Source organism: Paraflavitalea soli (genome assembly GCF_003555545.1).
In the GTDB taxonomy this organism is placed as follows: Bacteria; Bacteroidota; Bacteroidia; order Chitinophagales; family Chitinophagaceae; genus Paraflavitalea; species Paraflavitalea soli.
The window spans coordinates 2,649,295-2,665,017 of the sequence record NZ_CP032157.1 but is presented as its reverse complement, the minus strand read 5'-3'; the positions used below and the strand labels follow the sequence as shown (position 1 = coordinate 2,665,017).

Genomic DNA, 15,723 nt, shown 5'->3' with positions numbered 1-15,723 from the left:
TGCGATTGCCAACCTTAAATTGAGACAACATGCTCTCTCAACCTATTAGTGTAACATTTGACATCGGTGGTGGCCGTATGGTATCCATCGAAACCGGTAAACTGGCCCGCCAGGCTCATGGCGCCGTTACCGTTCGCCAGGGAAACAGCATTATGCTGGCTACCGTTGTAGCAAATAAAGAGCCCAAAGAAGGGCAGGATTTTTTTCCCCTCGTAGTAGATTATAATGAAAAATTTGCCTCTGCTGGTCGTATCCCCGGCTCTTTCTTCAAAAGAGAAGGCAGACTGAACGATTATGAAGTATTGGTAAGCCGTTTGATCGACCGCTCTTTACGCCCTTTATTTCCTGAAGATTATTTCTGCGATGTACAGGTGCTCATTACCCTCATCTCCAGCGACAAAGAAGTAATGCCCGATGCCCTGGCATGCCTGGCCGCTTCTGCCGCACTCGCAGTTTCAGATATTCCCATTAAAGAAGTTATTTCTCAGGTACGCGTAGCGCGTATCGATGGAAACTTTGTGGTTAACCCAAGCCGTACAGAACTCGCTACTGCCGATATGGATTTCCTGATCGCAGCTACCGATAAGAACCTGATGATGGTGGAAGGTGAATCCAAGGAATGTAGTGAAGAAGACCTCGTAAAAGCATTGGAAATCGCCCACGAAGCTATCCGCCTCCAGATCAAAGCCCAGATAGAACTCCGCGACAAAGCAGGTGTTACTGGTAAACGTGAATATACCAAGCCTGTTGTAAACGAAGAACTGCGTGAAAAAGTCGCTGCTTTTACAAAAGATAAGATCTATGCCATCGCTAAAAGCGCTTCTGCCAAGCACGATCGCAGCGATGCTTTTGATAAGCTGAAAAAAGAACTGATCGAAAGCCTCGGCGAAGAAGTGGAAGACAGCACTAAAAAGCTGGCTAAAAAATATTACGAAGACCTGCAGTGGGAACTGGTACGTGACATGATGATCAATGATCGTGTACGTCTTGACGGCCGTAAGCTGGATCAGGTGCGTGGCCTGGCCATGGAGATCGATCCATTGCCCTCTCCGCACGGTTCTGCTTTGTTTACCCGTGGTGAAACACAATCGCTCACTACCGTTACATTGGGTACGCCACTCGATGAACTGCTGGTAGAAAGCGCTGCCAATTCAGAATACACCAAGTTCATCCTGCATTATAACTTCCCGCCATTCTCTACCGGTGAAGTAAAGATGATGCGTGGACCAGGCCGTCGGGAGGTTGGTCACGGTAACCTCGCCATGCGTTCACTGAAGCAAATGATGCCAGGTAACGAATATCCTTACACCGTACGTATCGTAAGTGATGTACTCGAATCAAACGGTTCCTCTTCTATGGCTACTGTTTGTGCTGGTTCATTGGCCCTGATGGATGCCGGTGTGCCTTTACCCAAGCACGTGGGTGGTGTGGCAATGGGTCTTGTAACCCGTGCAGCGGACAACAAATATGCTATCCTGACCGATATCCTGGGTGATGAAGATCACCTCGGTGATATGGACTTCAAGGTAACCGGTACACGCGAAGGTATTTGCGGTGTACAGATGGATATCAAGATCGATGGTCTTAGCATGGATACGATGCGTGAAGCATTGGAGCAAGCCCGTAAAGGCCGCTTACACATCCTCGAAGCCATGTACGAATGTATCCCGGCTGCCCGTGAGGAAGTGAAACCACATGCACCTCGTATGGAGAAACTGTTCATTGATAAAGAATTTATCGGTGCAGTGATCGGGCCACAGGGTAAGATCATCCAGGAGATCCAACGCGAAACAGGTACTACCATCAATATTGAAGAAGTAGGCAACTACGGTGAAGTAAGCGTATTCAGCCCTGCCAAAGAAGGTCTGGATAAAGCAGTAGCCTGGATCAAAGGCATTACCGCCATGCCTGAAGTAGGATCAGTATACGAAGCTACCGTTAAAGGCATTAAGGAATTCGGTGCATTCGTTGAGTTCCTGCCTGGTAAACAAGGTTTGTTGCACATCAGCGAAATTTCCCACAAGCGCCTGGAGACCATGGAAGGCGTATTGAAGGAAGGTGAGAAGGTAAAAGTGAAGCTGATCGGTATCGACCACAAGACCGGTAAGTTCAAATTGAGCCGTAAAGTATTAATGCCCAAACCCGATGGCGCCCCAAGGTCTCCACAGGGTAATGGCGCTGCCCCACAGCAGTAATCCATGCATTGATGCAATAACTAAATAACAAAAGGGTGAGCTGCTTCAAAAGCAGCTCACCCTTTTTCTAAATAGATATCGAAGGTATCGAAGCAAACGACTGCCGATTGCCGATTGCCGATTTGCGATTTGCGATTTGCGACTGCCGATTGCCGACTGCCGATTTACAACTCATCCTTATGTCTTATTATATCCACCTGAAGTTTGACAACCCTTCGAAAGAGATCAAAGAGATCTTCATTGCGCTGCTGAGTGATCAGGGCTTCGAAGGATTTGAAGAAGGAACCACTTACCTCTCTGCATTTATTCCCGAAGCACAATGGGATGAGCAGGCCGTGACAGACCTGCTGGGGAGCTATGGTGTTTCCTGGACTACCGAACGTATCGCCCAACGAAACTGGAATGAAGAATGGGAAAAGAACTTTGAGCCTGTAATAGTAGGGGACTTCTGTTCCGTGCGGGCGCATTTCCACCAACCAGTGGCCGGCGTGCAATATGAGATCATCATCACTCCCAAAATGAGCTTTGGTACCGGCCACCATGCCACCACCTACATGATGATTGAATTTATGGAGAAACTGGACCTGGCTGGTCAATCCGTACTCGACTTTGGAACAGGTACCGGCATTTTGGCCGTACTGGCAGCAAAAAAAGGAGCTGCACAAATAGTGGCTATTGATAATGACGACTGGAGCGTGGAAAATGCGGCGGAAAACATTGCCGTAAACCAGGCCACAAACATCGTGCTGGAAAAAGCAAACAGTTTAGAAAAATTTGGCGTATTTAATGTCATATTGGCCAACATCAATAAGCATGTTTTGCTGGCAAATATGGATGCCTTACAACAACATTTAACAGCAGGAGGCGTTATTATAATGAGTGGCCTGTTGGCAGGCGATCGCGCTGATATAGAAGCATCCGCAATAAGTAATAACTTAACAATTGTGGACGAAAAACAGCAACAAACATGGATCGCCTTGCAATTAACCACTATGTAAATAGAATAATGCAATGGATAACACAGATTTAACCTGTTTTTCCTTATATTTGAATTTTCCAACTTTTCAACCAACTATTCAATGAAAGAAGTGCTCGTCATTGTAATAGCATATTTGATCGGCTCTATTCCCACCGCTGTTTGGGTCAGCAAGGGCTTCTTCGGCGTTGACATCCGTGAATACGGTAGTGGCAATGCCGGTGCTACGAACACCTTCCGGGTTTTAGGCTCCCGCTGGGGGACTTTCGTTATGATCATGGATGTCCTCAAAGGCGTTGCAGCCACCAGTCTCTATCTTTTATTACCTTTTTATGCCAATAGCGTCAACGAATGGGACCGCACCAACCTCATGGTAGGACTTGGCCTGGCCGCTGTGCTGGGGCATATATTTCCCATTTGGGCCGATTTCAGGGGAGGTAAAGGAGTTGCCACCTTATTTGGAATGATCCTCGCCATTCAGCCCCTGGTGGCCGTATGCTGCGTAGGCGTATTTCTATTGGTATTATACCTTACCCGTTTTGTATCCCTCAGTTCCATTCTGGCCAGTATAGCTTTTGCCGTATTGATCCTTTTCATATTTAATGAAAAAGAACCCTTGTACAGGGCATTTGCCATTGCTGTGGCACTCCTGGTAGTGCTTACCCACCAGAAGAATATTACCCGCTTATTGCGTGGTAGTGAAAGCAAAGTGCCCATCCTGAAATACCGCGATCGCAAACGCGAACGTCGCCGCTTAGCCAAAGAAGATTAATTGATTTATTACTATATGTACTTACATCCGCTACTTTTGTGGCGGATGTTTGTTTTTATGGCAATTGATCTATTCTTCAGATCATTACGCGGCAGCCATTCTGTATTCTAAATTCTGTATTCTGCATTCTTCTCTAAGGCTGGTATCATTTTAGTACTATTTTTGATAAAATATTAAACCCATGAAACGAATCCTCGTTGCAGTCTCTCTATTAGCCCTTATAACAGGCTGCAGCCAAAATGCCGTTACCGGCAGAAACCAGCTGTCACTTTTTAATGAAGCAGATATCCAAAGCATGGCGGCCACTGAATATGCCCAATTCCTGTCGCAGAACAAAGTGGTCAGTACTACTGCCAATAAAGATGCTGAAATGGTACGCCGCGTAGGACAACGGTTAACCACTGCTATCAACAAATTTTATGCTTCGCAGCCTGCTATTGCAGAAGATCTCAAGCAATATAAATGGGAATACAACCTGGTAGATTCCAAAGAGGTCAATGCCTGGTGTATGCCGGGGGGTAAGATCGTCGTATACACAGGGTTGTTGCCCATCACACAAAATGAAGCAGCACTGGCTGCTGTAATGGGCCATGAGATTGCCCATGCCCTGGCCAAACATGGTAATGAGCGCATGAGCCAGGCCCAGGTACAACAACTTGGTGGCGTAGCCCTCCAGGTAGCTATCGCCAATAAGACACCCGAAGCGCAGAACCTCTTCATGAGTGCTTATGGTATTGGCTCACAGGTAGGCGCCTTATTGCCTTTCTCGCGCAAGCAGGAACTGGAAGCAGATCGTTTGGGGCTCATTTATTCAGCCATGGCCGGATACAATCCCCAGGAAGCTATCGCCCTTTGGGAACGCATGGCAGCTGCCAGTAACGGCCAGAAACCACCGGAATTACTGTCCACCCACCCGGCCGAAACAACCCGTATCGAGAAGTTGAAAGAGATGATGCCCGAAGCCCTTAAGTATTATAAACCAATGGGTAAATAAGTATATAGAAATATTGTAATAATTATTTTTCAATTACCCGCCACGGCGCTTTTAATGCTCCTGGCGGGTTTTTTAATGCGAAAAGTTCGCAATCGGTTACTATTTACCTTACCTTTGCAATCCCGTCTAAACTAATCCTAAATCACTTACTAAAAAACTTCTCAGGCATGTCGCAAAACTTGTTAGATAAGCTTCAGCTCCAGGAAGAAAAAAATGTACTGATTCAGGGACTTCCTTCTTCAATCGAGAAACAGTTTGTAAAATTAGCCTTCGCTAAAAATGTAACCCCTTTGCTGAAGTCGCGCAAAATCGACTTTGCACTGGTATTTGCAGTAAACGAAAGCCAGTTAACAGGCATCATGAAGGATGTACTACCTGCATTACAGGAAGAAGGCAAATTTTGGATAGCGTATCCAAAGACCACTTCCAAGATCGTTACAGACCTCAATCGTCAATGCAGCTGGGACTGCATCCGGAATGCCGGTTTTGAAGGCGTAGGCGAAGTAGCTTTGGACCACGTATGGACAGCCATGCGTTTCAACAAAGTGCCAGTTGCTGCTCCTGCAAAACCTGCCGCCCGCAGAGCCCCGGTGCCCGGAAAGCGTTTACCAGCGCCTGCCATGGCCGATTAATCAATCCGTCGTCACACACACAACTTATTTTGCTAACAGACCCATTAACCAATGGGTCTGTTTTACTATTTCCGTTAGTCTCGTCGGTCCGCTCACAGCACACAGCTCATAGCTGTATCCCTGCCTTTCGCTCGCAGCTCGTAGCTCACAGCTCGTAGCTGTTTTTACGCCTTCTCATTCCTCACTTCCCTTTCCCCCGTATGGTCATAACCATGTTCCCTTTCATAAGCGATCATGGCAGCCGGCCGGTAATTCGTGATAAATGCCCGCCGCCTTCTGTCAGTGGAATTGCCCCTCGAATAATGCAGCGTGTGCCCATGGTGAAAAATGCCTGCGCCAGGCGGAATCTCAATAGCGATCCCCTCTGCTTCATCAGCCGCGCATTCCAGCGCACCACCGCCTTTACCCGCCGGGAAATGCGTGCGCACAGGAAGCTTATGAGAACCCGGTACATACCACATACAGCCATTATCCCTGGTGGCTTCGTCCAGCGCTACCCAGCAGCTTGTGGCCCGTGTATCAGGCATCGATATCCAGTAGGCGCAATCCTGGTGCCAGGGAGTAGGTGTGTTGCTAAAAGGAGCTTTATCGATCAGCATATCAAAGTCCAGCTCCATATCGCTCCCCATTAGTTGCTTCGCCAGTACCAGCGCCTTTTGATGAAGTGGCTGGCTCAGCAATTCAGGTACAACCCGGCTGGGCACCATGATCTGGGTGATCCGCTCTTTTTTAGCGGTATCACCATTGCCCGCATGACTTCCCAGGTCCGACCGGTACCGGGAAACATCGATCCTGTTTTCCAAAAAATCCTCATACAGGTCACGGTAATAGGTCACTTCTTCGGCCGACAACAGATCAGGCACGATCAGGTAACCTTCCTTTTCAAAAAATGCTATTTGTGCTGGTGTGATATTTACAGACATAAACGATGAATTATAGAATCAAAAATTATAGTATCGAAGCATACCGGTCCCGCAGCAACCGGCTCATGTATACATTAATGTCCCATTGATTGGCAACAGGCTGTTGCGTAAAAGGAGCCGTTGCCATATAAGGCGCCGGGCCAAACTCCGGCGTAATGGTAAAATAACCAGCACCGGCAGCCAGCTTTACCTGTATAACAGCATCCCACCAGCGTAAGTGTGCATCCAGTGCATACTTCCACTCCGGCAGCCGTGGGTCTGTTACCTGTGCTCCCTGTGGATGGCCCACCCTGGCATGCAGGTGATGCACATGGGGGATGATCCGTTCCATGGACGCCAGCTGATCTTCCAGGTAAGATTCTGATACCACGCAGAAATGCGAGAAATCACCCGCCAGCTGTAAAGCGGGTACGTTGTTGATATATTGCACCGTAGTAGCTGCGCTGTAGGCAAACTTACCCCGGTGTGTTTCATGCACAATGCGGCAGCCTGTTTCCTGCTCTATAGAAGCCGCCAGTTGGATCAGGGCGATGTTCTCTTCCATCGTATAGAAGTCCCGGCCTGTCTGCGAATTAATGAACAAGGGCTTAAAGGAGGCCAGGTACCGCAGGTGCGCTTCCAGGCTATGCGCATAGGCCGCAAAATTATTTCCCGAAGCATCATATTGCTGCGCCACCACCGCGAGGTCCAGTTTACCGGCCAGTTCCATAAACACCGGCCTGATCGGATCATGCAGCGGACAACCATATTCCACCCCGTCATAGCCTGCATCCTTTATCTTTTGCAGCGCATCCTGCAGCGGCATATCCGCCATCCCCCAAATTGGGCATATCATCAATAATTGCATAGCTCTCTTTTTATTTAGGGGCAGTTGGTATTTCCACGGGTTTCATCACCGGCGTAAGCCAATGGATCACCAGCCAGGCCAGCAGGAAGGAGAATCCGCACACCACAAAAATGATATTGTACCCCATCACCATTTTGCCGATGCCTTTGTAGTAATCCAATATAACACCAATGAACAGGGGGAATATCACACCGCCAATGGCGCCGGCCATACCCCCGATGCCAATCACAGAGCTGACGGACTTCTTGGGCAGCATATCAGATACGATCGTGTAAATATTGGCGCTCCAGGCTGCATTACCGGCTATGGCCAGGCTGATCAGGGCCACAGCCGTCCACATATCCGTAGCAAAACGCGCGGCCAGAATGGGCAGCACCAGCAGGGCAGAAATGAGTAAGGCTGTTTTGCGCGATTTGGAGACTGTCCAGCCTTTACGGATAAACCACGATGATAACAACCCGCCGCCAATGGCGCCCACCGTAGCTGCTGAGTACACGATCACCAATGCCAGACCAGGCTTTTTAAGATCAAGGTTAAACGTGGTATTGAAATAGGAGGGCAGCCAGAACATAAAGAAATACCAGATCGGGTCTGTCAGGAACTTGCCGGCAATAAAAGACCAGGTAGGTTTTAGTTTGAACAGGTGGACCCATTTGATGGGCGCTGCTTCCTGCGCAGCTTCCTGTGCTGCCGGCTCATCATCGATACGGATATAGGCCAGTTCTTCTTTGGTTACTTTTTTATGTTTATCCGGATGTTCATAGAATATACGCCAGGCGATCAGCCACAGAAAACCAATAGCGCCTGTTATGATAAATGCTTCACGCCAGCCATAAGCGCCCAATATCCAGGGCACCAGGATGGGCGCTACACAGGCGCCGATATTGGCGCCGGAATCAAATATGCCCGTAGCCAGCGCCCTTTCCCTTTTGGGAAACCATTCCGCCACAGTCTTTACAGCAGCCGGGAAATTGCCCGACTCACCAATGCCCAGCGCGCCGCGTGCTATGCCAAATCCCAGCGTACTTTTTACCACCGCATGCAGCATCGCAGCGATACTCCACACCGTGACAGAAATAGTATAGCCCAGCTTCGTACCGATCCGGTCAATGAACCGGCCAAATACCACGAGGCCCAGCGCATAAGTAGCGGTAAAGGCCATCACGATATAACTGTAATCCTTTTCTGTCCAGTTGAATTCCTTTTCAAGCACCGGCTTTAGCAAGCCAAGTACCTGCCGGTCGAGGTAATTGATCGTGGTTGCGAAAAAGAGCAAGGCGCAAATCGTCCACCGGTAGCTTCCTGACTTTTGATGCATGTTTCGATGATTATGATGTTACAGACAAAGATGGATAAGCCAAGGCTTGTTTCTTGCCTTTTAAACTGTAATAGATCAGGTACAGGTATACCGGAACAAATATCCAATAGGCCTGCTGATTATTGAATACCTTGGCCAGCCAGCCATACACCAGCGGAAGCAAGGCCCCGCCCGCAATGCCCATGATCAGGATGGCCGATCCCTTATTCAACAGGTTGCCCTGCAATCCCTTCAAGGCCTGCGGCCAGATGGCAGGCCACAACAAAGCATTGGCGCAGCCCAGCAAGGCCACAGAGAAAATAGAATACTGACCGGGCAGCACCAGGATCAGCAAGGTAAAGAAAAGACCCGCCAGCGTGGAATAATAAAAAGCATTTTGTTGGGATACATACCTTGGAATGACCACGATGCCAGTCAGGTAACCGATCATCATGCCTGCCAGTGTATACGAAGTAAGACTTTTGGAAATATCCAGCGATATACCATGATACAAACCATAATTGCCAATCGTATCACCCGCCATCACTTCAGCCCCTACACAGGCAAAGATCGCCAGGAACCCGCCTATGAACTGCCGGCGAACAGCCGGGCTTACTGCCAGCTCTTTGTCAGGGCTTGTGTTGTTGGCTGTTGCTTCTGTTACATTGATCTCCGGAAGATGCGCATACCGGATAGCTACCGCCACTACCAGCAGGATCACCGTAAGGCACACATAGGGGAGTATCACCGCTCTTGATAACTCATCCAGCCTGATCGTTCTGGCTGCAGGAGCAAGACGATGCAGCTCTGCTAGCAGTCCGTCAGAATTTTTCAGAATAATACTGCCCATGATCAGCGGGGCCAGTATGCCGGCTACTTTGTTGCATACGCCCATGATACTGATACGGCGGGCTGCCGTACTTTCAGGGCCCAGCAAAGTGATATAGGGATTTACCGCAGTTTGCAACAAGGTGAGGCCTGTACCTACAATAAATAATCCCAGCAGGAATAATGAGTAGGAGCGGGCCATGGCTGCCGGTACAAAAGCCAGGCATCCCACCGCCATAATGATCAGGCCGGCGCTCATCCCATTCACCATACCTGTTCTTTTAAGTAAGAGGCTGGAAGGCATGGCCATGATCGTATACGAAATATAAAAGGCGAAGGTGACCAGGTAGGCCTGCCATTCTTCCAGTTCACAGGCGATCTTCAGGTAGGGGATAAGCGTACCATTGATCCAGGAAATGAAACCGAAAATGAAGAAAAAAGCCCCAATGATGATGATCTTCTTCCCGTGCCGTGCTGTTCCCATGCGTTATTGTTTAAGGTTTTCTACCGCCGCCTGCACACTGCCATAACGCAGTAAGCAGGCTTTTGCAGCGGCGTAATCTGTAATGCCCGATTTGTCCATCAGCATTTTAACGCCCCGGTCCAGCAGTTTGTCATTGCTGATCTGCATATGCACCATCCTGTTATCCTGTACCCGGCCCAGGCGGATCATCACCGTGGTGGAGATCATGTTCAGCACCATCTTTTGCGCCGTGCCACTCTTCATCCGTGTGCTGCCCGTTACAAATTCAGGCCCTGTGATCACTTCTATGGGGAAGTCGGCCTGTGCTGCCACGGCCGACCCGGGATTGTTGACAATACAACCTGTAGCGATCCCATGTGCCCGGCAGGCCTTCAATGCTCCTGCCACATAGGGTGTGCTGCCACTGGCGGCAATACCGATCACCATATCCCGGGCCGATACCTGGTGCATTTGCAGGTCACTCCAGCCCCCTTCCGGATCGTCTTCAGCATCTTCCGTTCCTGTTCTTAAGGCCGCATCCCCCCCGGCCATAATGCCTGTTACCAGCCATTCAGGCACCCCATAGGTGGGAGGACATTCACTGGCATCCAGCACACCCAATCTGCCGCTGGTGCCTGCACCCAGGTAAAACAACCGTCCGCCGGCTTCCATTTTTGCGACGGCAGCTGTTACCAGCCTGGTTATTTGCGGCAATACTTTCCCCACAGCGATGGCCACCGTGCTGTCTTCCTGGTTAATAAGCTGCACCAGCTCCGCCACCGGCATCTGTTCAAGATGCCGGTACGGCGATGGCTGTTCTGTAATTCTTTCCTGCATTATATGTCAATGTCGTAGCCCCATAGGGGCTACCGCTTTGTAGAAATGAATGTTCACAAAATCATTTGCCCTGTAGAGCCTGTCCCGCAATAAGCGGGAGGCAACCCTTACGAAGCAAAAGATTGCCGACTGCCGATTGCCGATTGCCGACTGCCGCCTCAAGGCGTAAACAATAACGGATAAAACTGACCTTCCATCTTAGCACCTTGTGGTATGCCAGGTGTCTTGGGCAACAACTCCCCGTTGGGCGAATTGGACAAGGTACCGTCTGCAAACACATTGAGTACAAAAGCCCGCCTCGGCCGGGGTGAATGATTGGCATAAGAGCCATGCACCATCAACGGATGGTGGAAAGCCGCATATCCTTTTTTCAGTTCTATAGGTACTGGCTTAAACCCTGCCTTCTGCTCATCCGACAGGTAATCCATCAATCCTTCCATGTCCCCCGCCAATTCTGGTTTGTCCAGCAATCCCCAGCGGTGACTATGAGGTACATAATACAGGCACCCGTTTTCCGTAGTAGCATCATCCAGCCCTGTCCAGCAGGTGAGGTGTTGCATGGGGGTGGTGCGTGTCCAGTACGAATAATCCTGGTGCCAGGCTACCACACCGCCGTGCTTGGCTGGTTTATAGAACAACTGGTCGTGCCAGAAGCGTACTGCCTGGTTGCCGAGCAATTGGCTGGCCGCCATCACAAAAGCAGGGTTCCACAATACATCATGAAAACCCGTTGTGATGCGCCAGGCCCCCAGCGCATGGAACAATACCGAGTTGGCATCAGATGATTCATTCGAATAGAACTGGTAAAACAGCTCATTACCCGGGTGGGAAGCATCGGTAATAGCTGCCAGTTCTTCATTGAGCTGATCGATCTGCCAGTCATCGAGCAATTTGATATTGCTCACGTAGCCGTACTCATGGTAGTGATCCACCTGCGCCTGCGTTAGCCGGTATTGATCCCATTCAGCCGGCGAAGATGGCCAGTGGAACAGCTTCGATACGAGCGCATGATGTTTCGATAGATCGTTAATGGTTCTTGATTCCATGACGAATAAATTTAAACGTATAGGCTGCCCCTGTAGAGCTTGTCCCGCCACAAGCGGGAGGCAACCCTTACGAAGCAAAAGATTGCCGATTGCCGACTGCCGACTCACGACTGCCGATTGCCGACTGCCGATTGCCGACTGTCGACTCACGACTCCCGACTTACGACTGCCGACTCCAAAAGCTGCTCCACCTTCGCTGCACTGGCAGGATCGAGGAACAGGATGGCATTGGGCAGCGTACGGAGGATCGTCGACGGATATTTTTCAGAGATATCACTCACCAGCGTATGATAGACCGCATCGGCTTTGGTGCTGCCTGGTACCATACAATAAATAGTGCTGGCTTTTAGTAAAGCAGGCACTGTAAGTGTGAAAGCGTCATTGGGTACTTCCCGTACATCGGCAAAACAGCCTTCATTCACTTGTTGCTGTTTGCAGGCTTCGTCGAGGTCCACCACTTTCACCAGTACCGGATCATTAAAGTTCGCTACATGCGGATCATTGAAGGCAAGATGCGTATTCTCTCCAATCCCCATGCAGGTAATATCCGGCGTATGCTGTTCCAGTAACGATGCATAACGGGCACATTCTTCCTGCAGATCGGTAGCCTGGCCATTGAGGTAAAATACCTGTTTGAAAGGTACTTTATGAAAGATCTTTTCATTGAGGAAATAGCCAAACTGTTGGCTGGCGCCCGCGGGCAAACCAATGTATTCATCCATGTGAAAAGCATTTATCCGGCTCCAGTCTATCTCTTTTTCAATCAGCGAGTCCAGGAATTCATGCTGCGAAGCGGCAGCGGCAAAGATCATGTTAACACTTTCCTGCTTTGCCAATAATGCGTTGATATTATTGGCTACCATCGTAGCCGCATCTGCTCCCAGTTCTTTCCTGTTGCTATACACTTTTACTCTTAACTGATCTGCCATTCCTTCTTTCATGATAAACGATGTTCTTTATATTTAATGATGATTAACGATCATTGCATCCCTGTTTTCCTTGCTGCCTTCCGCTCGTAGCTCGTGGCTCGTAGCTTGCTTTCTGCCTATAATCTCATCTTGATACCCGCACGGCCCCAGAAGGAATAGAATTGCTTTTGGTACATTCTGTCCCTTTCTCCATAATAATCCAGCTGGGGAGCCTTGGTCAGGTTGAGCGCTTCTGCATAGACAGAGAACATTTTGTTGATACGGTAAGAGGTGTTGACATCTACCTGTATCCGGTCGTGCCTGATCACATCAGTAGCATCTTTGTCGCCCAATACCACTGTATAGGCACTGTTGTAGTTGAGGTTGCCCTGGATGGAGAACCCTTTATAAGCAAAAGACAGGGAGCCATTCGCTGTATGATCCGCTTGTCCTGGCAGGCGAAGACCTTTCCTGAATTGAGCATCCGCTTTTGAATGTGTGTAGGTATAGTTGGCCAGTACGGAGAATCCTTTCAGGATACCAGGCAGGAAGGTAAGATTGGCTTGTGCATTCAGCTCGATGCCAAATACATCCGCTTTATCACCATTCAGCGTTCTGTACCATCTCCAGCCTTTATAAGTGGCTGCATTTTCAAATTCATCACCATTCAGGGTAACAACACTGTTGTACTGGAAATTATTGATCCTTTTGTAGAACACACCTGCAGAAAGGATACCCAGGTTGCCCAGGTATTTCTCATACATCAGGTCCCAGTTGGCTGCAGAGGCCGGCTTCAGTTCTGGATTACCATCTGTAACAGTCTCACTCAGGATGCTCGTTACACGGCCGGGAACAAGGTCCACAAAGTTGGGACGGGAATAGCCGTAGGTAAGCGCAGCACGGATCAGGGATGATTTGTCCAGGTCATACTTGAACTGGATATTGGGCAATACCTTCACATAATCGTTTTTTTTACGATTGGGCGTAGTAGAGATCCACACGCCGTCTTTGTCCTGCGCAATAATATTGCCTTTGTAATCCACCTTGGTGGCTTCTATACGCACACCGGCCAGGAACATCAGTTTTTTGAACTGTATACGGTTCATAGCGTACCCTGAAGTAACTGATTCCACCGCATCATAATAGTAAGAGTCGATGCTCATCCGCGTAGCCGGTACATTGATCGGGAAGAGATTGCTGCCGAGGTTCGCATCCAGGTAGCTGATCGTCTTGTTCTTATCTACACCAAGACCAAAATTGGTATTGCCGTCCAGCAGGTCGTCAGATACCTCCGGTTCGCCGGCAAAATTACCCAGGTTACCAGCAGCAGCTGCACCTGCATACGTGGTAACGATGGTATTGTCGGGACGGAAACGGAGATTGTGCATCCGTTTAAACTTGCCACCCATCTTGAAGGAAGCAGAATTCTTACCCATTGTATAAGGCATGGTAGCATTCAGCCGGGCTGTGAAATTCTTACCATTGGTAGTCCACCAATCCCGCTCTACCGTATTATAAGTATAAAGCGCTGTATTGTTTTTCCAGTCTGATGCATAGGGCGATAGATAATCCGTAGCAATATCTTTTATCCGCAGGGGAATATCGCCGGTAATGAAATTGTAAATACCCGACAGGTTCTTAAATTCAGATTGGCTCATGGATACACCGGCATCCAGTTTCAGCCTGCCCAGGGTAGTTTCCCCGGATAAATTCATGTTGAGGTTACTGTTCTTTTCTGTAGCCGATTTTATTTCATTGTAGCCGCGGCCCCGGGTAGTTACATATTCACCATCAGCATTCTGCGTAGTGCGGCTGCTCTGCATACGTGTACGTTTGCGGTACCGCGTCAGGTCGTTGTCATGATCGGCATACATCAGGTTGGCTACGATGCTCGTCTTGGAATTGATATTATAATCTACCGTTAAAGAGGCACCGGTTCTCGTACGTTCGTTTTCAACATACAATAAGCGTACATCCGTTGGGAAATATATTTTCCCTTTGCCATAGTCTTTCTCTTCCCATACCTGCGCCCTGATCTCATCATATCCGTTCTTCGTCTTGAAATAACTGCCCGTAGCCATAATACCCAGTCTGCCATTGGGGCTGCTGGCCGAAGGGAAGAATCGTTTGCTCAGCGATATATTGCCAATGGCATTCGCATTGCTGCGCAGGTTATTATAACCAGTGCCCAGATCAATGGCCACCCTTGGTCTTAAAGATATAGCCGTAGGCGATTTCATATTGATGGCGCCTGCAATGGCATCTCCATCCAGGTCGGGCGTCAATGTTTTGATCACTTCCATAGAAGAAAGCACATTCACAGGGATCACATCCAGTTGTGCATTCCTCGATCCATCTTCCTGCGTGCCCATGATCTGCTCTCCATTCACATTGATGTTCGTAAAATTGCCCGGCGTTCCGCGCAGTTGTACGGTGGCGCCTTCGCCGCTGCTGTTGCGGCCGATCGTTACACCGGGCAAACGCTGCATCGATTCTGCCACATTCAGGTCAGGATAACGGCCCATCAGATCGGCAGAGATCACCTGCTTGATATTGTCTGCATTTCTTTGCTGGTTGAGCGCTTTGGCCTGCCCTTCTTTCGAACCCACCACCGTTACCGAGGTGAGGCTTTTGCTAAGGGTGGTCAACTTAAAACTCAGCGAAGACGTTATCCCCGCCTTCACCGTTACTTCCTTTTCTACAGGCGCATAGCCCATATAATTGACCAGGATCGTTTGCTTCCCTTCAGCCACATTCACCAGCGTAAAATTGCCGGTAAGGTCACTGGCTACACTGTTGGTGGTTCCTTTCACACTGACAGAAGCGCCGGGAAGCGCATTCCCGTCACCATCCGTAATTTGTCCTTTTACGTAGCCACTCGTTTGGGCCATCACAGGCGTAAAAAAAGCTGGCAATACAAACACTGCTACCAGTAAATAAACAGGTGTGAGCAGTTTGTTGATGAATCGTTTCATGTGCGAGTATTTAGGCAGTTAAATGAATGT

The 15,723-nt window shown here is 49.0% G+C and carries 13 protein-coding genes; 5 read left to right on the top strand and 8 right to left on the bottom strand.

Annotated elements, in window-relative coordinates; all coding sequences use genetic code 11:
* Window positions 1-29 precede the first annotated feature (29 nt).
* The 5 genes from pnp (at window position 30) to D3H65_RS09785 (ending at window position 5,569) form a co-directional block, all read left to right on the top strand.
* Window positions 30-2,195, top strand: coding sequence for a polyribonucleotide nucleotidyltransferase (gene pnp / locus D3H65_RS09805; RefSeq protein ID WP_119050138.1), 2,166 nt, complete (start codon window positions 30-32; stop codon window positions 2,193-2,195).
* 179 nt (window positions 2,196-2,374) lie between these two features.
* Complete coding sequence (prmA, locus tag D3H65_RS09800; protein WP_119050137.1) at window positions 2,375-3,193, top strand: 50S ribosomal protein L11 methyltransferase; 819 nt, start codon at window positions 2,375-2,377, stop codon at window positions 3,191-3,193.
* Window positions 3,194-3,274: 81 nt separating this feature from the next.
* A complete protein-coding gene (gene plsY / locus D3H65_RS09795) occupies window positions 3,275-3,943 on the top strand; it encodes a glycerol-3-phosphate 1-O-acyltransferase PlsY (RefSeq protein WP_119050136.1) in 669 nt (222 codons plus the stop codon).
* Window positions 3,944-4,124: 181 nt separating this feature from the next.
* Window positions 4,125-4,937, top strand: coding sequence for a M48 family metallopeptidase (locus D3H65_RS09790; RefSeq protein WP_119050135.1), 813 nt, complete (start codon window positions 4,125-4,127; stop codon window positions 4,935-4,937).
* Between the two features lie 167 nt (window positions 4,938-5,104).
* Entirely contained in the window at window positions 5,105-5,569 is a 465-nt protein-coding gene (locus D3H65_RS09785) for a hypothetical protein (protein WP_119050134.1), read from the top strand.
* A gap of 164 nt (window positions 5,570-5,733) precedes the next feature.
* On the opposite strand, the gene D3H65_RS09780 is transcribed toward D3H65_RS09785, so the two are convergent.
* The 8 genes from D3H65_RS09780 to D3H65_RS09745 form a co-directional block, all read right to left on the bottom strand.
* The gene (locus D3H65_RS09780) at window positions 5,734-6,492 is read right to left on the bottom strand and encodes a phytanoyl-CoA dioxygenase family protein (protein ID WP_119050133.1); all 759 of its coding nucleotides are present in this window, start codon (window positions 6,490-6,492) and stop codon (window positions 5,734-5,736) included.
* Window positions 6,493-6,517: 25 nt separating this feature from the next.
* Window positions 6,518-7,339 carry a sugar phosphate isomerase/epimerase family protein gene (locus tag D3H65_RS09775; protein WP_162915527.1) on the bottom strand — a complete coding sequence of 274 codons (822 nt, stop codon included), beginning with the start codon at window positions 7,337-7,339 and terminating at the stop codon, window positions 6,518-6,520.
* Between the two features lie 10 nt (window positions 7,340-7,349).
* Entirely contained in the window at window positions 7,350-8,657 is a 1,308-nt protein-coding gene (locus D3H65_RS09770; protein WP_119050131.1) for an MFS transporter, read from the bottom strand.
* A gap of 10 nt (window positions 8,658-8,667) precedes the next feature.
* On the bottom strand, window positions 8,668-9,948 hold the full coding sequence (locus D3H65_RS09765; protein ID WP_119050130.1) for a sugar MFS transporter: 1,281 nt from the start codon (window positions 9,946-9,948) through the stop codon (window positions 8,668-8,670).
* Window positions 9,949-9,951: 3 nt separating this feature from the next.
* The gene (murQ, locus tag D3H65_RS09760; protein ID WP_119050129.1) at window positions 9,952-10,764 is read right to left on the bottom strand and encodes an N-acetylmuramic acid 6-phosphate etherase; all 813 of its coding nucleotides are present in this window, start codon (window positions 10,762-10,764) and stop codon (window positions 9,952-9,954) included.
* 158 nt (window positions 10,765-10,922) lie between these two features.
* Window positions 10,923-11,810, bottom strand: a complete 888-nt coding sequence (locus tag D3H65_RS09755) for a phytanoyl-CoA dioxygenase family protein (RefSeq protein WP_119050128.1) — start codon at window positions 11,808-11,810, stop codon at window positions 10,923-10,925.
* Window positions 11,811-11,956: 146 nt separating this feature from the next.
* Window positions 11,957-12,751 carry a glucosamine-6-phosphate deaminase gene (locus D3H65_RS09750; RefSeq protein WP_119050127.1) on the bottom strand — a complete coding sequence of 265 codons (795 nt, stop codon included), beginning with the start codon at window positions 12,749-12,751 and terminating at the stop codon, window positions 11,957-11,959.
* Window positions 12,752-12,855: 104 nt separating this feature from the next.
* Window positions 12,856-15,693: a TonB-dependent receptor gene (locus tag D3H65_RS09745; RefSeq protein WP_119050126.1), complete on the bottom strand. Its 2,838-nt coding sequence runs from the start codon at window positions 15,691-15,693 to the stop codon at window positions 12,856-12,858.
* Window positions 15,694-15,723 lie beyond the last annotated feature (30 nt).